24 protein-coding genes are annotated in these 21,409 nt (G+C 68.1%); 16 read left to right on the forward strand and 8 right to left on the reverse strand.

Annotated features, from left to right (window positions below; all coding sequences use genetic code 11):
* Position 1: 1 nt before the first annotated feature.
* The gene (locus V5F59_RS11165; RefSeq protein WP_393977331.1) at positions 2-538 is read left to right on the forward strand and encodes a CoA-binding protein; all 537 of its coding nucleotides are present in this window, start codon (positions 2-4) and stop codon (positions 536-538) included.
* Between the two features lie 82 nt (positions 539-620).
* Complete coding sequence (locus V5F59_RS11170; RefSeq protein WP_393977333.1) at positions 621-1,913, forward strand: O-acetylhomoserine aminocarboxypropyltransferase; 1,293 nt, start codon at positions 621-623, stop codon at positions 1,911-1,913.
* Positions 1,914-1,916: 3 nt separating this feature from the next.
* On the opposite strand, the gene V5F59_RS11175 is transcribed toward V5F59_RS11170, so the two are convergent.
* Complete coding sequence (locus V5F59_RS11175; RefSeq protein ID WP_393977335.1) at positions 1,917-2,813, reverse strand: LysR family transcriptional regulator; 897 nt, start codon at positions 2,811-2,813, stop codon at positions 1,917-1,919.
* Positions 2,814-2,952: 139 nt separating this feature from the next.
* On the opposite strand from V5F59_RS11175, the gene V5F59_RS11180 reads away from it, so the two are divergent.
* The 3 genes from V5F59_RS11180 to V5F59_RS11190 all read left to right on the forward strand — a co-directional run bounded on the left by V5F59_RS11180 (position 2,953) and on the right by V5F59_RS11190 (position 4,546).
* Positions 2,953-3,378, forward strand: coding sequence for a CidA/LrgA family protein (locus tag V5F59_RS11180; RefSeq protein ID WP_393978567.1), 426 nt, complete (start codon positions 2,953-2,955; stop codon positions 3,376-3,378).
* A complete protein-coding gene (locus tag V5F59_RS11185; protein ID WP_393977337.1) occupies positions 3,365-4,063 on the forward strand; it encodes an LrgB family protein in 699 nt (232 codons plus the stop codon). The genes V5F59_RS11180 and V5F59_RS11185 overlap by 14 nt, the downstream gene beginning before the upstream one ends.
* 81 nt (positions 4,064-4,144) lie before the next feature.
* Positions 4,145-4,546, forward strand: coding sequence for a hypothetical protein (locus V5F59_RS11190; protein WP_393977339.1), 402 nt, complete (start codon positions 4,145-4,147; stop codon positions 4,544-4,546).
* Between the two features lie 50 nt (positions 4,547-4,596).
* Here the strand turns inward: V5F59_RS11190 and V5F59_RS11195 are convergent, their stop codons facing one another.
* Positions 4,597-5,682 (reverse strand): COX15/CtaA family protein, encoded by a 1,086-nt coding sequence (locus V5F59_RS11195; RefSeq protein WP_393977341.1) that lies wholly within the window; start codon positions 5,680-5,682, stop codon positions 4,597-4,599.
* A 255-nt stretch (positions 5,683-5,937) separates the two neighbouring features.
* Between V5F59_RS11195 and V5F59_RS11200 the strand changes: the two genes are divergently transcribed.
* On the forward strand, positions 5,938-6,156 hold the full coding sequence (locus tag V5F59_RS11200) for a DUF2842 domain-containing protein (protein ID WP_393977343.1): 219 nt from the start codon (positions 5,938-5,940) through the stop codon (positions 6,154-6,156).
* 148 nt (positions 6,157-6,304) lie between these two features.
* On the opposite strand, the gene V5F59_RS11205 is transcribed toward V5F59_RS11200, so the two are convergent.
* From V5F59_RS11205 to V5F59_RS11215, 3 genes are all read right to left on the reverse strand, one after another.
* Positions 6,305-7,765, reverse strand: a complete 1,461-nt coding sequence (locus tag V5F59_RS11205) for a P-loop NTPase family protein (protein WP_393977345.1) — start codon at positions 7,763-7,765, stop codon at positions 6,305-6,307.
* An 87-nt stretch (positions 7,766-7,852) separates the two neighbouring features.
* Complete coding sequence (locus V5F59_RS11210; protein WP_393977347.1) at positions 7,853-8,923, reverse strand: rhomboid family intramembrane serine protease; 1,071 nt, start codon at positions 8,921-8,923, stop codon at positions 7,853-7,855.
* A 53-nt stretch (positions 8,924-8,976) separates the two neighbouring features.
* Positions 8,977-9,816 carry an enoyl-CoA hydratase gene (locus V5F59_RS11215; RefSeq protein WP_393977349.1) on the reverse strand — a complete coding sequence of 280 codons (840 nt, stop codon included), beginning with the start codon at positions 9,814-9,816 and terminating at the stop codon, positions 8,977-8,979.
* A gap of 114 nt (positions 9,817-9,930) precedes the next feature.
* On the opposite strand from V5F59_RS11215, the gene V5F59_RS11220 reads away from it, so the two are divergent.
* The 4 genes from V5F59_RS11220 to rpsI all read left to right on the forward strand — a co-directional run bounded on the left by V5F59_RS11220 (position 9,931) and on the right by rpsI (position 12,185).
* Positions 9,931-10,371, forward strand: a complete 441-nt coding sequence (locus V5F59_RS11220; RefSeq protein ID WP_393977351.1) for a PaaI family thioesterase — start codon at positions 9,931-9,933, stop codon at positions 10,369-10,371.
* A 61-nt stretch (positions 10,372-10,432) separates the two neighbouring features.
* Positions 10,433-11,026, forward strand: coding sequence for an NAD(P)H-dependent oxidoreductase (locus V5F59_RS11225; RefSeq protein WP_393977353.1), 594 nt, complete (start codon positions 10,433-10,435; stop codon positions 11,024-11,026).
* A 207-nt stretch (positions 11,027-11,233) separates the two neighbouring features.
* Positions 11,234-11,695, forward strand: a complete 462-nt coding sequence (gene rplM, locus V5F59_RS11230) for a 50S ribosomal protein L13 (protein WP_393977355.1) — start codon at positions 11,234-11,236, stop codon at positions 11,693-11,695.
* Between the two features lies 1 nt (position 11,696).
* Complete coding sequence (rpsI, locus tag V5F59_RS11235) at positions 11,697-12,185, forward strand: 30S ribosomal protein S9 (protein WP_393977357.1); 489 nt, start codon at positions 11,697-11,699, stop codon at positions 12,183-12,185.
* Between the two features lie 166 nt (positions 12,186-12,351).
* Here rpsI and V5F59_RS11240 read toward each other — a convergent pair whose 3' ends face one another.
* On the reverse strand, positions 12,352-12,675 hold the full coding sequence (locus tag V5F59_RS11240; protein ID WP_393977359.1) for a hypothetical protein: 324 nt from the start codon (positions 12,673-12,675) through the stop codon (positions 12,352-12,354).
* Between the two features lie 142 nt (positions 12,676-12,817).
* Here V5F59_RS11240 and V5F59_RS11245 point away from each other — a divergent pair, with 142 nt between their 5' ends.
* Positions 12,818-13,600, forward strand: coding sequence for a hypothetical protein (locus tag V5F59_RS11245; protein ID WP_393977361.1), 783 nt, complete (start codon positions 12,818-12,820; stop codon positions 13,598-13,600).
* 109 nt (positions 13,601-13,709) lie between these two features.
* Here V5F59_RS11245 and V5F59_RS11250 read toward each other — a convergent pair whose 3' ends face one another.
* Positions 13,710-13,901, reverse strand: coding sequence for a hypothetical protein (locus V5F59_RS11250; protein WP_393977363.1), 192 nt, complete (start codon positions 13,899-13,901; stop codon positions 13,710-13,712).
* Between the two features lie 135 nt (positions 13,902-14,036).
* Here V5F59_RS11250 and V5F59_RS11255 point away from each other — a divergent pair, with 135 nt between their 5' ends.
* The 3 genes from V5F59_RS11255 to V5F59_RS11265 all read left to right on the forward strand — a co-directional run bounded on the left by V5F59_RS11255 (position 14,037) and on the right by V5F59_RS11265 (position 17,117).
* Positions 14,037-15,125, forward strand: coding sequence for an AI-2E family transporter (locus V5F59_RS11255; protein ID WP_393977365.1), 1,089 nt, complete (start codon positions 14,037-14,039; stop codon positions 15,123-15,125).
* A 209-nt stretch (positions 15,126-15,334) separates the two neighbouring features.
* The gene (locus V5F59_RS11260) at positions 15,335-16,690 is read left to right on the forward strand and encodes a sensor domain-containing diguanylate cyclase (protein WP_393977367.1); all 1,356 of its coding nucleotides are present in this window, start codon (positions 15,335-15,337) and stop codon (positions 16,688-16,690) included.
* A 184-nt stretch (positions 16,691-16,874) separates the two neighbouring features.
* Positions 16,875-17,117: a hypothetical protein gene (locus V5F59_RS11265; protein ID WP_393977369.1), complete on the forward strand. Its 243-nt coding sequence runs from the start codon at positions 16,875-16,877 to the stop codon at positions 17,115-17,117.
* A gap of 143 nt (positions 17,118-17,260) precedes the next feature.
* Here the strand turns inward: V5F59_RS11265 and V5F59_RS11270 are convergent, their stop codons facing one another.
* Complete coding sequence (locus V5F59_RS11270) at positions 17,261-18,082, reverse strand: IclR family transcriptional regulator (protein WP_393977371.1); 822 nt, start codon at positions 18,080-18,082, stop codon at positions 17,261-17,263.
* A gap of 193 nt (positions 18,083-18,275) precedes the next feature.
* On the opposite strand from V5F59_RS11270, the gene V5F59_RS11275 reads away from it, so the two are divergent.
* Positions 18,276-19,982, forward strand: a complete 1,707-nt coding sequence (locus V5F59_RS11275; protein WP_393977373.1) for a GMC family oxidoreductase — start codon at positions 18,276-18,278, stop codon at positions 19,980-19,982.
* A complete protein-coding gene (locus V5F59_RS11280; RefSeq protein ID WP_393977375.1) occupies positions 19,946-21,289 on the forward strand; it encodes an MFS transporter in 1,344 nt (447 codons plus the stop codon). Before V5F59_RS11275 ends, V5F59_RS11280 begins: the two co-directional genes overlap by 37 nt.
* Positions 21,290-21,409 lie beyond the last annotated feature (120 nt).

A 21,409-nucleotide genomic window follows, 5' to 3' on the forward strand; every position in this document is an offset into this window, starting at 1 on the left:
GGTGGACCACGACCGTTACGACGACGCCTACATTCGCTCCATCCTGTCGCAGGTGCGCACCATCGCCATCGTCGGTGCCAGCGCCAATGCGGCCCGCCCCTCCTATCTTGTCATGAAGTACCTGTCCGAGCGGGGCTATGCCGTCTATCCGGTCAATCCCGGCCAGGCCGGCAAGACCGTGGTGGGCCTGACCTTCGTCGCCACGCTGAAGGACGTGCCCGTGGCCATCGACATGGTGGACGTGTTCCGCGCGCCGGAGCATGTGCCGGCGGTGCTGGACGAGGTGCTGGCGCTGGAGCCCCGCCCCAAGGTGCTGTGGACCCAGCTCGGCGTGCGCAACGACGAGGCCGCCGCCCGGGCCGAGGCCGCCGGCCTCAGCGTGGTGATGAACCGCTGCCCCAAGATCGAATACGGCCGCCTCTCCGGCGAGATCGGCTGGACCGGGGTGAATTCCCGCACCATCTCGGCCCGCAAGCCGGTGCGGCTGGGGCAGGGGGTGCAGCGGCTTTCCATCGCACCGCGCGGTCCGAAAGTTTAACAAAAATCATCGAATATATGTGCTTAACTGATTTCCACGCGACACCCATGGTGTTGATGCGGAACAACCGGGAGAGAGCGTCATGACCGACAGCACCGCGCGCGAGCCGGGCTTTTCCACCCTCGCCATCCACGCCGGCGCGCAGCCCGACCCCACCACCGGCGCGCGGGCGACGCCCATTTACCAGACCACCTCGTTCGTGTTCGACGACGTGGACCATGCGGCGTCCCTGTTCGGCCTGCAGGCCTTCGGCAACATCTATTCGCGCATCACCAACCCCACCAATGCGGTGCTGGAGGAGCGCGTCGCCGCTCTGGAAGGCGGCACGGCCGCGCTGGCGGTGGCCTCGGGCCATGCGGCGCAGCACCTGGTGTTCCACACCCTTCTGACCCCCGGCGACGAATTCGTCGCCTCCCGCAAGCTCTACGGCGGGTCCATCAACCAGTTCAGCCACTCCTTCAAGAGCTTCGGCTGGAACGTGGTGTGGGCCGATCCGGACGACATCTCCTCGTTCGAGAAGGCGATATCGCCGAAGACCAAGGCGATCTTCATCGAATCCATCGCCAATCCCGGCGGCGTGGTGACCGACGTCAGGGCCATCGCGGCGATCGCCAAGAAGGCCGGGGTGCCGCTCATCGTCGACAACACGCTGGCGACCCCCTACCTGTGGCAGCCCATCAAGGACGGCGCCGACATCGTCGTGCATTCGGCCACCAAGTTCCTGGGCGGCCACGGCAATTCCATCGGCGGCGTGATCGTGGACGCGGGCACCTTCGACTGGTCGGCCACCGACCGCTACCCCTTCCTGTCCAAGCCCCGGCCGGAATATTCCGGCATGGTGCTGCACGAGACCTTCGGGAATTTCGCATTCGCCATCGCGGCCCGGGTGCTGGGCCTGCGCGACCTCGGCCCGGCCCTGTCGCCGTTCAACGCCTTCCTCATCCTCACCGGCATCGAGACGCTGGCCCTGCGCATGCAGCGGCACAGCCAGAACGCCTTGGCGGTGGCGGAGTATCTCGCCGCCCATCCCAAGGTGGCGTGGGTGAGCTATCCGGGCCTGAAGAACGACAAGTACCACGCCCTTGCCCAGCAATACCTGCCGAAGGGCGCGGGCGCGGTGTTCACCTTCGGCCTCAAGGGCGGGTACGAGGCGGGCATCAAGCTGGTGTCGAGCGTGGAGCTGTTCTCCCACCTCGCCAACATCGGCGACACGCGGTCCCTCATCATCCACCCGGCCTCCACCACCCACCGCCAGCTGACCGACGAGGCCAAGACGGCTGCCGGCGCGGGGCCGGAGGTGGTGCGCCTTTCCGTGGGCATCGAGGAGGTGGCGGACATCATCGCCGACCTGGAACAGGCCCTCTCCAAGGCCTGAGCCTCAGGCCGACACGGCGCCGGCCCCGTACACCTCCCGCGTCAGGTCCAGCCAGGCGCGGGCGGCGTGGGAAAGGTAGCTGCCCTGCCGCCAGACGATGGCCATGTGCCATTCGGTGCCCGGCTCGTCCAGCCGCGTGAGCGTGACCGAAGGCGTCGCCCGCTGCTCCGCAATGGTGCGGGGCAGGAAGGCGACGCCCAGGCCCGCCCCCGCCAGTTCCACGATGAAGTCGATCTGCCCGCTGCGCGCCGCCACCTGGGGCGAGAAGCCGTTGCGGGCGCAGGCATCCTCCAGCACCTGGTTGAGGGCGAAGCCGCCCTCGAACAGGATGAAGGGGAAATCCCGCAGCGCGCCGATGCCGATGCGCTCCGAGCCGGCGAGCGGATGCGTGCGCGGCAGCACCGCCATCAGCGGCTCCAGCCGCACCGGCTGGCCGTCGAACCCGGCCTTGGCCGGCAGCAGCGAGCCGGCGAGCTCCAGCTCGCCTTCCAGCAGCATTTCCTCCAGCCGCTTGGAGCCATGCTCCGTCAGCCGGATCTCGATGCCGGGATAACGGGCTCGGTAGATGGCGAAGAGCGGGGCGAACAGGGTCGAGGCGCCAAGCGGCGGCAGGCCGAGCCGGAGGCTGCCGCGGCGCAGGCCGCGCAGGTCGTCCAGCTCCGCCACCAGCCCCTCCCGCTCGGCCAGGAGGGTGAGCGCCCGGCGATAGACGATCTCCCCCGCCGCCGTCAGCTGGCTGCGATGGCCGATGCGGTCGAGCAGGGGCACGCCCAGCTCGTCCTCCAGCTGCTTCACCGCCTTGGAAACCGTGGGCTGGGTGGCGAACAGCGCCTTGGCCGCGGCCGAAAAGCCGCCCTGCCGCACCACTTCCACGAAGGCCCTGAGCGTGCGTAATTCCATATCATGCCAATATGGAATACTAAGAATTCAGTCAATTCATTTTCATCATGTTGCGCCGCATACTATATTGCCGGCATCGGCACTGGAGGTGCCAGCGATGTCTGCCAAGAAGCCTGCCCCCGTCACCCATTCCGCATTCATGCTGCGCAATATGCTGCGCACAATGCGATCCATGCTGCATCGCAGCATGATCCTTCAGGTCGCCACCCTCGCCGGCTTCTGGGCGGTGGGCGAGGCGGCGGTGCGGCTTCTTCATCTGCCGTTGCCGGGGGGCATCGTGGGCATGGCGGTGGTGCTCGCGCTCCTCTCCAGCGGCCATATCCGGCCCGCCGCGGTGCGGCGCGGGGCCGGCTGGCTGCTGGCGGAGATGCTCCTGTTCTTCGTCCCGGCGGTGATGGCGGTGCTGGACCACGGCGAGCTGGTGGGCCTTCTGGGCCTCAAGGTCGCGGCGGTCATCGTTTCGGGCACCGTCATGGTGATGGGCGGCACGGCGCTGGCCGTGGATCTCTGCTACCGGTGGCGCATGCGCCTCGCCGGAGAGGGGGCAGGCCATGCCGACGCATGATCCCATCTTCGCGACGCTGTTCTGGTCGGCGGTCACCATCGGCAGCTACGCGGCGGCGCGGATCATCGCCCGGCGCTGGCGCTTCTGGTGGACCTCGCCGCTGGTGCTGACCCCGCTGGTGGTGGGCGTGGTCGCCCTCAGCCTGCATACGGGCTATGGCGAATACATCCGCGGCACCCACTGGCTGGTGCTGATGATGGGCCCGGCGACGGTCGCCTTTGCCATTCCCATCTATGAGCAGCGGGCCCTCATCCGCCGCCACTGGCCGGTGCTGCTGGTGGGCGTGCTGGTGGGCTCCACCCTCGCCATGGTGACGGCCTTCATCCTGGCCGATCTCATGGGCCTGTCCCAGTCGCTGCAGCTCAGCCTGATGCCGCGCTCCACCTCCACGCCCTTCGCCATGACGGTGTCCGGCGACATCGGCGGCGTGCCGGATCTCACCGCCGTGTTCGTGATCCTCACCGGCATCTGCGGCGCGGCGCTGGGCGAGCTGGTGATGAAGGTGGTGCCGCTGTCCTCGTCGCTCGCCCGTGGCGCCCTGTTCGGCATGGGCGCCCACGGCGCCGGGGTGGCGAAGGCGCACCAGATCGGCGGGGAGGAGGGCTCCATCGCCGGCCTCGTGATGGTGCTCGCCGGACTGTTCAACGTGCTGGCGGCGCCGCTGGTGGCCCACCTGCTGCGCTGATCTATGAGAGGGCTCAAGCTGCACTCGACTTATAGATTTCAGGCTGACACTATTCAACCTGAGGATGGTCTGGGGGCAGCCATGAACTGGTGGGATGTTTGGAAGGACAGGATCGCTTTACCGCTGATTGGGATAGTCATCACCCTGATCGGGGGTGCGCTCCTCAATTTCTTTACGGGTGGCCTGGTGATCGCCTCCCTCGGCGGCGTGACGCGATCCGAAATAGCCCGGGTTGTCGACTTCGACACCGACACGAGTTGCGGCAAAGTCTTCAACCGGCGGAGAATCGGCCCGCCTGACAAGTTTTTTTGTTCCCTGACCGACGTTTCGGTGCGTGGTCGCTCGGATGCCGGCTGGCGCGCATGCCGCTTCGGTACGGAGGAGGGAGCCCGGTGGCTGATAGCCGATTTGCACGGTACGGATTGCCCCACGCCGGATGCCGTCGAAATCTATTGCAAGGCCCAATGCATCAACTGGAACTGAAGCTCCAGGCGCGAACGCCGCCGGGTGTCGATGTCATCCCTCCTGCGGCCTTATGCGGGCCGGGACGGTAGGCCGACGTTCGCATTTGGAACCCGCAGCCCCGCCCGGTGCACCACGGCGGCGATGAGCACGATGGTGGCGCCGAACTGGTGGGTGAGGGCGAGGTCGAGGGGCACCTGGTGCACCAGCGTCAGGATGCCCAGCAGCGCCTGCGCCGAGACCAAAGCGAACAGCACCCACGCCCGCCGCGCCACCGTACCGCCGATCCGGCTGGCATCGAGGGCATGCAGCAAGGTGAGCGCCCACAGGGCGTAGGCGATCATCCGGTGGTCGAACTGCACCGTCAGAGCATTCTCGAACAGGTTGCGCCAGAAGGGCTCCGCCGCGGCGAGCTGGGTGGACGGGGGGATGAGATGGCCGTCCATGAGCGGCCATGTGTTGTAGGCCATGCCGGCATCGAGCCCCGCCACCAGCCCGCCGGCGAAGATCTGCAGCAGCACCACGCCCAGGATCAGCCCCGCCGTGCCGCGGATGCGGCCGGGCGCGGCCCGCATGGCCTCCGGCACCAGGGAGCGGGCCACCGCCACGATGGCGGCAAGGATGATGCAGGCGAGCGTCAGGTGGATGGCGAGGCGATACTGGCTCACCGAGACCCGCTCCGTGAGTCCGGAGGCCACCATCCACCAGCCGACGGCGCCCTGGAGCCCGCCCAGCACGAACAGCCCGAGGCAGCGGGCCAGCAGCCGCCCCTTCAGCACCCCGCGGACCGCGAACCACAGGAACGGCAGGAGGAAGGCGAAGCCGATGAGCCGGCCCAGCAGGCGATGGCCCCATTCCCACCAGAAGATGCGCTTGAAGCCCTCCAGCCCCATGCCCTTGTTCAGGATCTCGTATTGCGGAATGGCCTTGTACTTGTCGAACTCGGCCTGCCAGTCGGCCTGCGAGAGCGGGGGCAGGGCGCCGGTGACGGGCTTCCACTCGGTGATGGAGAGGCCGGACTCGGTGAGGCGCGTGGCGCCGCCCACCACGACCATGGCGACGATCATGGCCGCCACCACGTAGAGCCACAGGCGCACGGGGGCGAGGGCACCGGTGGAGCGGGCGTGGGGGAGCGGCATGGCTTGGGCCTGCGACATGTCTGCCTCGTCCGGCGCCTGGGGCGCGATGAATGCGTCACGCCACGCCGGCCCGGCGCGGCAATCTCGTAAGTGGCCCCCGGAGCCGATCCGTTATAGAGGGCAGATGCGCCGCGCAAGGGAGCGTGTGCCGCACGCGAGCCGGATCCGGCCGGAGTGAGCTCCGGTCGCAGGATCCGTCTCCCAACGCCAGCGGGAGCGGGCAGGGGCTTTCCCGTCTGTCCGAACGTCAGGTCCAGGAGGTCCGTCCGCCCCATGCCCCAGCGCATCCGAAAGCTCATCGGCACCGTGCTTCTGCTGCTGCTCGTCGTGGTGTGGGCCTTGATGGCCATGGTCATCGCCCAGGGCCGCGTGACCGGGCTGCACTGGGCGTGGCAGACCGTCTGCTACGTGCTGCTGGGCGGTCTCTGGACCATTCCCGCAGCCCTGCTGATCCGCTGGATGGAGCGGGCAGACAAGCCTCGCCAAGGCTGAAACTCTAGTCCTATCAAATAGATATTGGCATAGCCTCAAGTCACGGATGAAGCGATTCGCGACGCGGCTCTGCGCGCGTGCGCATGCCCCAGCGCAATATAGTGCGCCGGCTAATGTAAAATGATATCCGGCTAATGAGTGGCGTCGCTCAGGCGGCGCCGGCCAGGCGTGGCGGCAGGGCAGCCGGGGGCGGCACGGGAATGGTGGCAGCGTCCGCCGCCTCGGCATCGAGGCTCGGGACCTGCTTGTCATCCGCATCCGCCAGGGCCTCCTTCGGCCCGGTGGCCATGCTGAGCATCACCACCCGGGCGAATCGCTTCGCTGCCAGCGCGTCGAAGCTCTCGACGACGGAGGTGGCGGGCGCGGCGTCCGGGTTCAGGAACACCACCAGCGGGTCGAGCGCCGCCAGCCGGTGGCCGCTGCGGGCGGAAGCAAGGTCCGGGGCGGCCACCACCACGTGGTCATAGGTGCGGCGCAGCGCCTCCAGCACCAGGGCGAGCCGCTCCGCGCCGATCACCGCCGGCCCGCCGCGGGCGTCGCGGCCGGGCGGAATCACATGGGCGCGGGACCGGGCGTCGCGGTGGATGGTTTCGCCAAAGCCGGCCACGCCGAACAGCAGCTCGCTCATGCCCGGCGCCCAGGGATCGGAGACGAGGGCGGCAAGGCTCTCCGCCTCGCCATCCAGGGCCACCAGCGCCACCCGCGCCTCATCCGAGAGGCGGCGGGCAAGGGAAATGGCGCACCGGGCCGAAAGGTCCGGCAGTTCCTCGGAGGTGAGGAGGATGAGGTGGCCGCCGCATCCGCCCGCGGCCGCCACCTGGGCGGCAAGCCGCTCCACCGCCTCATCCGGCGCCAGCCCGGCATTGGCCCCGCCGAGCCAGGCGATCCGATGGGTGGCGGCAAGCTCCACGGGCAGCTCGGCGCGGTCCACCCGCCCCTCCGCCACCGGCTCGGAAGACATCTGGCGGCGGGCGATGAAGAGGAGAAGGGCGGCCGCCAGCAGCAGCGCGATGGCCAGCGGCCGCGGCGGATCGGGCACCAAAGAGGCCTCGGGCGGCATGCCACGCTTGAGGGTGGGCAGGGCCTGAGCCTCCTCGGCCCCCTCCCGCGCGGCCGCATCGAGGGCAAGGAAGGCGGCCACATAGGCATCCGCCGCCCGCTCGGCCAGAGCCGGCGTGGGCGCCGAAAGGGACAGGCTGAGCCCGCGCCCGCCGTTGACGGGCGTGATGACGAGGTCGTCCATCAGCCGCCAGGCGGCGCGCATGACATCCGAGCGCCCCTCCGCCGAGGCACGGGGACGCACGCCGAGCCGCGCGGCAAGGCTGCCGCCGGCGATCTGCGCCGCGTCCGCCGGACCCAGGCGCTGGACGGCATCGTAGGCCATCTCGCGGGAGGCGATGACCTGCGCCACCCCACGCACCGCCGACGGCCGCGGCTGCGTGGCTACGTCGAAATCGAGCGTCACGGTGGCGGCGAAGCGAAGGGGGAAGAAGCTGGCAATGGCGGCAAGCACCAGCACCACGACGGCGGCCTGCCACACGGTGGGACGCAGCGCGCGCGCCATCCCCCACCCTGCGGTGCTGGCCTGAGACACGTCGAGGTGCGCCATGCCGCCCTCCTTCCGAATCTGGCGCAGGACGCGCCAGAGTGAACGGAGGTAAGCGCAACTATGGTTTATGGATCGTAAACGGGCTGTTCACAGTCCGCCGCGCCGCCGCCTCTCGCCCCTGAGGGCGGGCGCGATGAAGCCGATATCGGCGATGCCCTTGCCGATGCTCCCCGCCGAAAGGGCGAGGGAGACGGCGAAGGCGAGCCCGCCCCCCAAGGCCGGCAGCAGCCCCGGGTGCGCGCACAGGGCGGACAGGGCCGGGATGCCGGATGAAGCGGCGCAGGCGGACCCATCGAACCGGTCGCCGATGGCCAGCACCGCCGCCGCATTGCCGAGGGCCAGCACGGCGGCGGCGAAGGCGAGCCCATGCCGAAGGGAAAGAAGCAGGTCGACAGCCTTTGCCACGACAACGAGGGCAAGGACGAAGATGGCCGCCGGCAGCGCGAGCCCCGCCGGCGTGTACGACACCGGCGGCAGGACCGGGGCCACGGCGAGCGGCGCGGCGATGGCGAGAATCAGAAGGTTGAGCTTCAGCGGTTCGGGGAACTTGCAGGTGAGCAGGCGCGCATTGCCCCGCTCCAGCAGATCGATGACGGCACAGGCCAGCAGGCCCGCGGTGAAGCCGCCGAGATGCGCCCCCCAGTCTATGCCCCGCGTGCTCAGGGAGAGCGCGATGTTGAGGCCGATGTTGATGACGAAGAAGCTCGCCGAAAGCCCCACCTTGCCGAGGATCCAGAGGGAGAACAGGGCCCCCAGCACGCCCGACACCGCGCCCGATGCGCCCACCGACAGGAACAGCTCCTTGTGGGTGGAAAGGCTGACGAGGCCCCCCGCCACCAGCGCCAATCCATAGATGATGATGAAGTAGGTGGCGCCCACCCGCCGTTCCAGATGCCCGCCCCACAGGGCGAGGCAGAACATGTTGGTCAAAAGGTGCAGGGGATTCGCATGCAGGAAGCCATAGGCGAGCAGCCGCCAGTATTCCCCCCGCTGCAGGGCGAGGGGATAGATGGCCCCCGCCTGCCACAAGTCGCGCCCGCCGGGCGCGGCTGCGCCGGTGCGCAGCACCATCATGCCGAACACGGCCACGTTCACGGCAATCAGCAGGTAGGTGGCCGCATGGGGCTGCTCGAAAAAGCCCTGCCTTTGTCCGCGCATCTCTCATCTTCCACGTGAGGAATGCCCCCGATGGACGGGCGCTCCGGCAATTTCTACCGGTCTTCCCACATCGGCGCACGTTTGGCGAGCACCGCCGAGATGCCTTCGTCCGCATCGCGGGCGAGCATGTTCTCGGCCATCACGCGGGAGGCATAGGCATAGGCATCGTCGAGGCCGAGCTCCATCTGGGCGTAGAAGGCCGCCTTGCCCAGCTTCACCGGCACCTGCGATTTCTCGGCGATGCGCCGCGCCAGCGTCTGCGCCCCGGCAAGGGCCCCGCCCTCCGGCATCACGCGGTTCACGAGGCCCATGCGCAGCGCGTCCTCCGCCTCGGTCCATTCGCCCAGTAGCAGCATCTCCATGGCGTGCTTGCGCGAGAGGTTGCGGGAGAGCGCCACCATGGGGGTGTGGCAGAACAGGCCGATGTTCACCCCGGGCGTGCAGAAGCGGGCCTTCGCCCCGGCCACGGCGAGGTCGCAGCTCGCCACCAGCTGGCAGCCGGCGGCGGTCGCCATGCCTTCCACGGCGGCGATGACGGGCTGCGGCAGGCGGACGATGGCGGTCATCAGCGTGGCGCAGCGCTTCAGCACCTCCTCGAAATAGGCGCGACCGCGGTCGGCGTCGCCGCGATGGGCCTGGATCTCCTTCAGGTCATGCCCGGCGGAATAGACCGGCCCTTCCGCCGTCAGCACCACGGCGCGCACGGAAGCGTCGTCCGCGATCTCGGCCAGCGCCTGCGTGAGCGCGGCCATCATCCCTTCCGAGAGGCTGTTGCGCTGCGCCGGGCGGGCGAGGGCGAGGGTGGCGACGCCCCCCTCCTGGCTCCGCGCGACGAAAGGCGCTTCAGCCGGATCGCAGGCCGGGGAAGCGGCGGCGGGGGACGCTGCAGGCATGGGGGTCTTCCACCCTTCTGGTTTCGGCATTGGCGGGTTTGACGTTTCCGCCGCTATCCTATTCACAGAACGGCAAGCGGCGCGAGCCGGTATAAAGGCGGGAGAGAGACGAGGATGGACGCGGTGCGCGAGGCGGTGATGTCCGTGGCGGAGCTGGAAACGTTCCTGGCGCGGGAGTTTCCCCAGGCCTTCGGGCCCGGCAAGCCCCACCACGTGGTGGGCGTGGGGCACAACACCGCAAGCGTGCGCCTCGATGCCGACGACAGCCACCTGCGCCCCGGCGGCACCATCTCCGGCCCGGCCATGATGGCGCTGGCGGACGTGGCGGTCTATGTGGCCCTGCTGGGCCAGATCGGGCCGGTGGGGCTCGCGGTCACCACCAACCTCTCCATCAATTTCCTGCGCAAGCCGGCGCCGGGACCGCTGCTGGCGGAGGCGCGGCTGATCAAGCTCGGCAAGCGCCTCGCCGTGGGCGACGTGGGGCTGACGGGGCAGGGCAGCGAGGAGCTGGTGGCCCACTGTGTCGCCACCTATTCTATTCCCGACCGACGCTGATCCCGCGCAAGGCGGCGCCGGCGGCCGGGGGCCTATTCTTGGCTGGTAAGGAGGAGTGGCCATGCCCGACACCGGATCCACCATCCTGATCCTTCAAGGTCACCCCGATCCCGCCGGCGGGCACCTGTGCCACGCGCTCGCGGACGCCTATGCGGAGGGGGCCGTGGCGGTGGGGCACAAGGTGCTGCGCCTGTCCGTCGCCGATCTGAATGTGCCGCTGCTGCGGTCCCAGGAGGATTTTCTCCATGCCCCGCCGCCCGACGCTCTCGCTCAGGCGCGGGCGGCGCTGCTGGAGGCCCGGCACCTCGTGGTGATCTTCCCGCTCTGGCTCGGCGGCGCCCCTGCGGCGTTGAAGGGGGTGCTGGAGCAGTTGCTGCGGCCCGGATTCGCCTTTGAATATGTCGAGGGCGGCGGCACGCGCGCCCTGCTGAAGGGCCGTTCCGCCCGGGTGGTGGTCACCATGGGCATGCCGGAGGTGGTGTTCCGCCTGTGGTATCTCGGCGCCGGGCTTTCGACGGTGACGCGAAACATCCTCGGACTGGCGGGATTCGCGCCGGTGCGCGGCACGGTGCTCGGCGGCGTGGAAGCGGCGGGAGAGCGGCGACGGCGGAAATGGCTGGCCCGGATGACGGTGCTGGGACGCCAGGCGCGCTGAGACGCCCGCCCGCCGCCAAAGCACGCGAAAATCAGCCGTTTTTTGATGGTGTTATAGCACCATTTTTTCAAGTATTTGTTTTTACAAGATAATTATCGGAACCCCCGCATTGACGGGGACAAGGGCCTCCTCTAGAAGCCCTTCATCGCCGGACAGCGCATGGCCCTCGGGTCGTCACGTCCGGCTTTCTCATTCGGAAACGATCCCATGAAGACGTATTCGGCCAAGCCTGCCGAAATCGAAAAGAAGTGGGTGGTGATCGACGCCAGCGGGCTGGTCGTCGGTCGTCTCGCCACCATCATTGCCATGCGCCTGAAGGGCAAGCATCTGCCCATCTACACCCCCCACGTGGACTGCGGCGACAACATCGTCGTGGTGAACGCGGAGAAGGCGGTGTTCACGGGCCGCAAGAAGGACCAGAAGGTGTACTACCACCACACCGGCTTCCCGGGTGGCATCAAGGAGCGCACCGCCAAGTTCGTCCTCGAAGGCCGCTTCCCCGAGCGTGTCATCGAGAAGGCTGTGGAGCGCATGCTCGCCCGTGGCCCGCTCGGCCGCAAGATCATGGGCAACCTGCGCGTCTACAAGGGCCCGACCCACCCGCACGAGGCCCAGCAGCCGGTCGCCCTCGACGTGGCGGCGCTCAACCGCAAGAACGTGAGGAACTGACATGGCCGAGGTTCTCCAGTCCCTCCAGTCCCTCGACGCTCTTGGCGCGATCACCGCTTCCGCCCAGCCCGAAGCCCCCGTCCATGTCCAGAAGCTGGACAAGTTCGGCCGCGCCTATGCCACCGGCAAGCGCAAGGACGCGGTCGCCCGCGTGTGGGTGCGTCCCGGCACCGGCAAGATCACCGTCAACGACCGCGACATCGAGGTGTACTTCGCCCGTCCGGTCCTGCGCCTCATGATCAACCAGCCCTTCCAGGTGGCTGCGCGTGAAGGCCAGTACGACGTGGTCTGCACCGTCTCCGGCGGCGGCCTCTCCGGCCAGGCCGGCGCGCTGCGCCACGGCATCTCCAAGGCGCTCACCTATTACGAGCCCGAGCTGCGCTCCCCCCTCAAGAAGGGCGGCTTCCTCACCCGCGACAGCCGCGTGGTCGAGCGCAAGAAGTACGGTCGCGCCAAGGCCCGTCGTTCGTTCCAGTTCTCCAAGCGCTGATCGCGCTTCGGTCGGAACTCCGAAAGTCTGGAAACGGCGGGGATTTCCCCGCCGTTTTCTTTTTGCGCGCCGCGTGCCGGGCGCGCGCGTCCACCTGCGCAAAAGCAAATGGCCGGGACGAGCCCGGCCATCGCAGGAAACTGGAATGGGGAAGATCGCCCCGCCGTCAGAAGCTCGGGGTGTCGCCGTCGAGCGGGCTCCACTGGCCGTTGACGGTGGGGTCGCCGGGCGGGCCGGAGCCGTAGCCGCCCGACAGGTCCGGCGGGAAGGCGTAGTCCTCGTTGCGGTCGTCGCCGATCTTCACGTCGGGCCGGATGGCGGGGCCGGGGCCGGGATCGAGATAATTGCCCTGCGGGATCACCGGCAGGTTGATCACCCGCTTGGACAGGGTGACGGAGGTCTGCGCGACCGCCACCATCCCGGCCGTCGCCACAAGCCACAGGAGCAGCGTGCCGCTGGTGCCGCCCACTCTCCACATCACCCGCGTCATGGCTTCGCCTCGCATCGGCGCCGGGCATCGGTGTGCCGGCGCAGGCCTTGAAGCATGTTCGCGGCACAGTGTGAAGGGGGACTGTCACGCTCTGGCCGCGGAGCGCGGGCCGTGGTTCAGTTCGACCCTGGGGGGAGGGCGCATGATGAGTCGATCCGGCCGCAGGGGAATTCGCTTCGCCATCGCGCTGCTTTCGGCCGCGACGCTTCTATGGAGCGGCATCGCCTCCGCCGTGCCGGCGCGCATCGTGCTGCTGCGGCACGGCGAGAAGGGCGGGCCATGGACCCTCTGCCAAGTGGGACGGGACCGGGCCCAGGCGCTCGTGTCCTATTACGTGGGGAAGGGCGCGCGGAAATCCGTGTTCCGCCCCGGCGAGACGCCCAGGGCCATCCTCGCCCTCTCGCTCCACACGCTCGAGACCATCTATCCGGTGGCCGATTCCTGGGATCTGCCGGTGGTGTTCTACGCGGTGATGCCGGAGCTGGTGGACGGCCGCTTCCTCATTCGCGACAGCCGGCTGAACGCCCGCACCCGCGAGGCCGTGAAGGACATCATGGAAAAGCCCGAGTGGGCGGGCCAGACGCTGCTCGTCAACTGGGAGCACGACCACATCGCCCGCACCGAGCCCGACCCCACCCTCGCGGCCTCCGAGCAGGACCGGACCAATTTCCACATCACCTCCCCGGAGGAGAAGGCGACGCTCTACGCCCTGCTGGGGCTCGATCAATTGCCCGGCGTGCCGCGGACGTGGCCGGACAACACCTACGACTACATCTGGATCATCGATTTCGACCAGAAGACCGGCAAGCCCATCGCCTTTTCCTCCATGAAGGAGGAGTTCGGCCCGCCGTTCGAGCAGGTGCCGCAGAACGACTGGGGCAAGTCCGAGGGGCTCACCGCCGCCAGCGGCTGCGTCTTGCCTTAGGCGCGCCCGGGCTGTCCGCCGATGGCTTTACCTGTCCATGCGAAGGCCAGCGGGGCAGGGCGCGCCCGTGTCGGCCTTCGCACGCAATGTTGGAACCGTGACAGGCGGTCTACTTCTTGTATTTGCGAAGCATCATCTCAATGGCCGTGACAGATTCCGACACATTCAGCCAGTTCTCGGCCTGTTCATCGTTCTTGAATTCACGCCCGAGGTTGATGGGCTCTTCCTGGCCCTCGACGTGCAGGAAGCACGCCCATTTCCCGTTCGGGAGTTGGTCGACAGTGACCTTGTGGTCAGACATGCTGCGGTCCTCGCCTGCGCTGTGTTTTTTGGCGGACACACGACACGCTTGCGCATCGCCCTGCATCCACGCCCTATGATGCAATTGGTCTGCCAAGGCACGCCGCCGAGCAGGCTCGCGCGCAGGGGGAAGACGATGGACAAGGACGAGGCGCCGCAGGCGCTGGAGGCGCGGTTCGGCATCACCCTCCACATTCTCATCCGCATCGCGGCGCTGGTGCTGCTGCTCGGCTGGTGCGTCGCCATCGTCCGGCCGTTCCTGACGCCGATCCTGTGGGGGGTCATCATCGCCATCTCGACCTACCCGGCCTTTGTGTCCCTGCGCGCGGCGGTGAGCGGGCGCACGGCGGTGGCAGCGGTGATCTACACGCTCCTCGGGCTGCTCGTCCTCGTGGTGCCGGCCATCCTGCTTGCCGACACGCTGTTCTCGGGCCTGAAGCTCCTCGCCCACAACCTGGCCGACGGCACCTTCCATGTGCCGCCGCCGCCCCAGGTGGTGCGCACCTGGGTCCTGGTGGGCGATCCGCTCCACCGCTTCTGGATGCTCGCCTCCACCAATCTCGACCAGGCGCTCGGCACCATCACGCCGGAGCTGACCAAGGCCGGTCGCTGGCTGCTGGGCATGGCCAGCGACATGCTGGTGGGCTTCGCCCAGTTCATCGTCGCCATCTTCGTGGCCGCCGCGCTGCTGATGAACGCGGCCGGCGGGCAGCGCATCGCGGGCGACGTGGCGCGCCGGCTCGCCGGGGAGGAGGGGCACCACCACGCGACCCTCGCGGTGCGGACCATCCGCTCCGTCACCAAGGGCATCATCGGCGTCGCCCTCATCCAGGCCATCCTCGCCGGCCTCGGCTTCCTGGTGGCGGGGATCCCGGCCGCGGGCCTGCTGGCGCTGCTGTGCCTCATCGTGTGTGTCATGCAGCTGCCGCTGGTGGTGGTGCTGCTGCCGGTGGTGATCTACGCCTTCACCATCCTGTCCCCGGTCGCCGCCCTGCTGTTCGCGCTCTGGTGCACCGGCATCACCCTTCTCGACAACGTGCTGAAGCCCATCTTCCTCGGCCGGGGCGTGGACGTGCCCATGCTGGTCATCTTCATCGGCGCCATCGGCGGGGTCCTGTCCTCGGGCATGCTGGGACTGTTCGTGGGGCCGGTCGTGCTGGCGCTCGGCTACACCCTGGTGCTAGCTTGGTTGCATACCTCCGCACCGGACACGCCCGGAGCCTGAGAATTTTTGCCGGGGACTGGTTTCACTCGCCGGGACTCCCTTATGGTCAATGAAGGGAAAGGGACGTCCGGGCGTCAATGAAGAATACCATAAGGCGAACCACTCGAAGGTCGCTCCTTAAAGTTGCTGTCGGGTTGATGATTCTCGTCATCGGCGGGCTTCAGACCTACGATCTCTGGCAAGCTCGCTCGGAGGTCTGGCGAAGTGGCGTGCAATCCATCGAAAATGTGTTGCACGCCCTCTCCAGCGGCATGGAACGCAACCTGGCCACCGTCGATCTCTCGCTCCTCGGGGCGACCGAGGCGCTGCAGGAGCCGGGACTGTCCCAGATCAGCGCGGCGCTGCGCGACCGCATCCTCTTCGACCGGTCGCTGAGCGTCGACTTCCTCGGCGCCATGCTCGTGCTCGACAAGGACGGGGACGTGCTGTTCCTGTCCCAGAGCATGCCCCAGGCCCCCGGAAACTTCTCCGACCGCGAGTATTTCCGAATCCTCAAGGCCGATCCGCAGATCACGCATTATCTGAGCAAGCCGTTCTTGAGCCGCATCCAGCATGGGGACCCGGTCGTGGTCCTCTGCCGTCGCGTGAACGGGCCGGACGGAGCGTTCAACGGGGCGGTGATCGCGGTCATCCGCATCAGCTACTTCCAGTCCCTGTTCGAGGGGGTGGACCTGGGGTCGGGCGGCCTGATCGCCCTCACCCGCACCGACGGCACGATCCTCTACCGCCGGCCATCCACCGATGGCGCGGGCAATATCGGGGTGAACAGGGGCGATACGGTACAGTTCAAGAAGGCCCTCGCCTCGAACGGCGGGCCCTATGTGCAGCGCGGAGCGCTGGATGGGGTCGAGCGCCTGCTCGTGTCCGCGCCGGTGGGCGATTTCGGCCTGATTCTCACCGTCGGCGAGCCCCTGTCCGTGCTGTTCGAGGAGTGGAACCGCCGCGCGCTGGTGACCGGGGCCATCACCCTCAGCATCTGCCTGATGCTCGCCGTCACCGTGCGCGCCCTCGCGACCGCCCTGCGGCGCAGCGAGGAGATGGAAGAGGAGTTCGAGAAGCTCGCCGTCACGGACGCCCTCACCGGGCTTTCCAACCGTCGGGCCATCGACCTGGTGCTCGATACGGAATTCCGCCGGGCCCGGCGGGAACGAACCAGCCTCTGCGTGCTGATGATCGACATCGACCACTTCAAGTCCGTCAACGACCGGCTGGGCCACGATGCCGGTGACGAGGTGCTGCGCCGGATCGGCCACCTGCTGCCGCAACTGGTGCGCCGCCCCGGCGATTTCGTGGGCCGCTTCGGAGGCGAGGAGTTCATCGCGCTCCTGCCGTCCATCTCCATCGAGGGCGCCCGCCATGTGGCGGAGCGGATCCGCACCGGGGTGGAGCAGATGTCCCACGCCACCAGCGGCCCGCCCCTGACGGTGACCGTCAGCATCGGCATTGCCGCGGCCGACGGGGGCGACACGCCGGATAGCGTCGTCCACCGGGCGGATGAAGCGCTCTACCGGGCCAAGAGCGAGGGGCGCAACCGCGTCGCCAACGCCACCCTCGCCGTGGCCTGAGAGCCTGCTTGAAATGGTCCGGCCGCGCGGGGCCGGACCTGCAAAGATCCATCCCGGCTTTCCCGGCGCCGAGGTCGAAGGCTCGTCCGGGGGCGGTGTGGCGCCGCGGAGACATGGCATTGCTGCTATGCAGCACGATCGGGCTATTTGGTTTTGCGGCGCGAAAGAGGCTGTGCTAGTTAGTGTGCGACGCAACATAACCATCCAGCCGACGATGAACCATCTCCAGCGCCTTCATGATGCCGTGCTCGTCGCGGCCTTCGTCTGCCTGCTGGCGGCCTTCGTCCAGACCCGGGCGCTGCTCAACGAGCCGCACGGCCCCCTCCGGATCGAGATCTCCAAGGAGCGGGTGATCGCGGGGTTGAAGTGGCAGCTGGAAGAGATGGCGAAGTCCGAGGACGCACTCCTCTTCCAGTTCGTCAACTGACGCCCTCCGCCGCGACCTGAGCGGCGGCTAGAGCGCTTCCGAGCGAAGTGGACACCGCTTCGCGTAAAGGAAACGCGCCAGATCAAAGACCTGAGGCGTTCCCCCGATTCCATGAAGCGGGAAACGTTCCAGGCGCCGCGCTGTCAGGCCTCGGGTTCGTCCTCGCCCGAATCGGGCAGGGTGGCCGCGAGCCTTTCCGCCGCCTCCAGCAGGTTGGGCACCAACGCCGTCGCCTTCTCCAGCGAGAAGCGGGGCAGGGGTCCGTGGCAGGCCACCGCCGCCACCACCGTGCCGCGCCGGTCCTTCACCGGGACCGCAATGGCGACGAGGCCTTCCAAAAACTCCTGGTCATCGGTGCTGTAGCCACGCTCGGCGATGCGCTCCAGCTCCTCTTCCAGCGCCTTGACCGTGGTGATGGTGTTGGGCGTCTGCGCCTTCAGGTGCAGCGTCTCCAGGATGCGCCGGCGCTGGGCCGGGCGCATGGCCGAGAGGAACAGCTTGCCGGACGCCGTGCAGTGCATGGGCACGCGCGAGCCCACGTCCAGATGCATCCGCAGCGGCCAGGCCGCTTCCACGCGGTCCAGATAGATGGCCTCGCTGCCCAGGCGGGTGACGAAATTGCAGGTCTCTCCCGCCACCTCCACCAGCGCCTCCAGGATGCCGCGCCGCTCCGTGCTCACCGAGTTGCGCAGCATGTCGAAGCCCATGCGCAGGAAGCGCGGCCCCACCGCGAAGCGCCGCCCGTCCGGCTCCCGCAGGAGATAGGATTCGGCCTCCAGCTTCTGGCACAGGCGATGGACGGTGGGCTTCGGCAGGGAGAGCCGCACGCACAGCTCCGGCACGCCGAGGGGCGTCTCGGAGCGGGCGATCTCGCCCAGGAGATCGAGCGCCCGGAGCATGGCCGAGGCATTGTCCCGCTCCTCGGGTTTCTCCGGCTTTTCCGCCTGCTGCTTCACCCTGGCCATGTGAATCGCCACGCCCTTCCGCCGCTGCACCCTTAGCGGCTGGCGACCGGCTGTCAAACAAGACGCAGGCGCACACGGCCCTCTTCGCGTCGCACAACACAAATCTCATTAAATGAGACATTTCATTTCAAATAATGGATTGACTCGTTTCATCCCTTCGTCGCATCGTCAGGTCCGCAGAGAGGAAACTGCCATGCAAGGCGAGGAAAACTTCGACTTCGTCGTCATCGGCGCGGGGTCGTCGGGGTGCGTTCTGGCCAATCGCCTGAGCGAGGACGGCAAGAGCCGCGTTGCTCTGGTGGAAGCCGGCCCCCGGGATACCAATCCGTGGATTCACGTGCCCATCGGCTACGGGAAGACCATGTGGAACGACCGGCTCAACTGGCGCTTCCACACCGAGCCCGAGCCCACCATGGGCGGCCGGCGCATCTACTGGCCGCGCGGCCGCGTGCTGGGAGGCTGTTCCTCCATCAACGGCCTCATCGTCATCCGCGGCCAGCAGGAGGATTACGACGGCTGGGCGGCGCGCGGCGCCACCGGCTGGGGGTTTGCGGACGTGCTGCCCTATTTCCGCAGGCTGGAGGACAATCCGAGCTTCGCCGGAGATCCCCTGCACGGTACCGGCGGGCCGGTGACGGTCAGCTCCATCCCGCGCAAGCATGAGCTGATCGAAGTCATCAAGGAGACCGGCCGCACCCTCGGCGTGCCCGAGACGGCGGACTTCAACGGCGCCCGGCAGGAAGGCGTCGGCTATTACCAGCTCACCACCCGCAACGGCTTCCGGATGAGCGCGGCCAAGGCCTATCTCGCCCCGGCGAAGGGCCGGGCGAACCTCACCATCCTCACCGAGACGCAGGTCCGCCGGGTGCTGTTCGAGAATGGCCGCGCCGCCGGCGTGGAGGTGAGCGCCGGCGGGCGCATCAGGGTGATCAAGGCGCGTCGCGGGGTGGTGCTATCCGCCGGCGCGGTGCAGTCGCCCCACCTGCTCATGCTCTCGGGCATCGGGCCGGGAGCGCACCTTCGGGCCAACGGCATCGGCGTGCACGTGGACAGCCCCGGCGTCGGCGGCAATCTGCAGGACCACCTGCAGCTGCGCCTGCTCTACCGCTGCACCAAGCCCATCACCACCAACGATGCGCTGAACTCCCTGTTCGGCCGCCTCAGGATGGGCCTCGAATACCTGCTGTTCCGCGGCGGGCCGCTCGCCATCGGCATCAACCAGGGCGGGCTGTTCACGCGGGTTCTGCCGGAATCGAAGACGCCGGACATCCAGTTCCACATCGGCACGCTTTCGGCCGACATGGCGGGCGGCAAGGTGCACGATTATTCGGGCTTCACCCTCTCGGTCTGCCAGCTGCGGCCGGAGAGCAAGGGGTGGGTGCGGCTCGGCTCCGCCGATCCGCTCCAGCCGCCGAAGATCACCGCCAATTATCTCGCCACCGAGACCGACCGGCGCTGCGCCCTCGGCGGCATGAAGTTCGCCCGCAGGCTCGCCGCCACCGAGCCGCTGAAGAGCTACGTGGCGGAGGAGAAGCTGCCCGGCCCGGGCATCACCGACGACGAAGGCCTGCTCGCCTTCGCCCGCGAATACGGGGCGACCATCTTCCACCCCGCCGGCACCTGCCGCATGGGCGCCGACGACGACCGCGAGGCGGTGGTGGACCCGCGCCTTCGGGTCCGCGGCGTGGACGGGCTGTGGGTGGCGGACTGCTCGGTGATGCCGAGCCTCGTGTCCGGCAACACCAATATTCCCGCGATCATGATCGGAGAAAAAGCCGCCGACATGATCCGGGAGGACGCGCTGAACAACAGCAACGGGCGAGACAACGCCCCAAATCAGATCAATGACGGGAGGACACAACAATGGCTGGGCAAGCGGGAGCTTCAAGTCGCGAGCTGAGACGGGTGGTGGGCGCCAGCGTCATCGGCGCGACCATCGAGTGGTACGACTTCTTCCTGTACGGCATCGTCGCCGGCATCGTCTTCAACAAGCTGTTCTTTCCGGCGGACGATCCGGTCGTCTCCATCCTGCTCGCCTACACCACGTTCGCCATCGGCTTCGTGGCGCGTCCCGTGGGCGGGCTCATCTTCGGCCATTTCGGCGACAAGCTGGGCCGCAAGAGCATGCTGATCATCACGCTGATGATCATGGGCGTGGCCACGGTGGCCATCGGCCTGCTGCCCACCTATGCGCAGATCGGCGTGGCCGCGCCCATCCTGCTGCTGATCCTGCGCGTCGCCCAGGGCATCGGCATCGGCGGCGAATGGGGCGGGGCGGTGCTGATGGCGTATGAATACGCGCCGGAGAACAAGCGCGGCTTCTTCGCCTCCATCCCGCAGATCGGCCTCGCCCTCGGCCTGTGCCTCGCCTCCGGCGTCACCGCCATCGTCTCCATGCTGCCGGACGAGCAGTTCATGGCCTGGGGCTGGCGCGTGGGCTTCATCGGCTCGGTCGTGCTCATCATCGTGGGCATGTACATCCGCCTGAAGGTGCACGAGACGCCCGAGTTCGAGCAGGTGAAGGCCGCCAACAAGGCGGAGGCCATCCCCTTCATCACCATGCTGAAGGAGTATCCGCGCAACGTGCTGCTGGGCATGGGCGTGCGCTACATCGACGGCGTGTTCTTCAACGTGTTCGCGGTGTTCTCCATCGTCTACCTGGCGAACTACGTGAAGGTGCCGCGCACCACCGCCTTGTGGCTGGTGACGCTCGCCGCCTTCGTGATGGTGTTCACCATCCCCATGTTCGGCAGGCTGTCCGACAGGTGGGGCCGTCCGCGCACCTATGCGGTGGGCTCCGCGCTGCTGGCGCTGGTGGTGTTCCCGGCCTTCTGGCTGTTCTCCACCGGGTCGCTGCCGCTGATCGCCCTCGGCATCGTGTTCCCGTTCGGCGTGCTCTACGCCATGTGCTACGGGCCCGAGGCGGCGCTCTTCTCCGACCTGTTCGACGCGCGGGTGCGCTACACCGGCATCTCGTTCGTCTACCAGTTCTCCGGCATCGTCGCGAGCGGCATCACCCCCATCATCGCCACCTACCTGCTGGCCCGCGGCGACGGCCAGCCCTGGCAGGTGTGCGCCTACGTGGTGTTCGCGGCCCTCGTCTCCATGCTCTCGGCCATGGCGATCCGCGTCCCCGCTCCGGGCACCAGGTCATCCGACGTCGCCCAACGCTCATCGGCCGAAACGGCCCGGCAGCCCGCGCGCTAGAGCGCGAGCCGATCAGCTTGCGAGGCAGGCAGGTCGGCGCGTGCTCCAGCCCAACCGATCCGGAGGCGGCGCGTGGCCGCCGCCTCCCTCTCCCCAAGGTTCCAAGAGGATTGTTCCGTC

Source organism: Xanthobacter nonsaccharivorans, from assembly GCF_043194755.2.
Taxonomy (GTDB): Bacteria; Pseudomonadota; Alphaproteobacteria; order Rhizobiales; family Xanthobacteraceae; genus Xanthobacter; species Xanthobacter autotrophicus_G.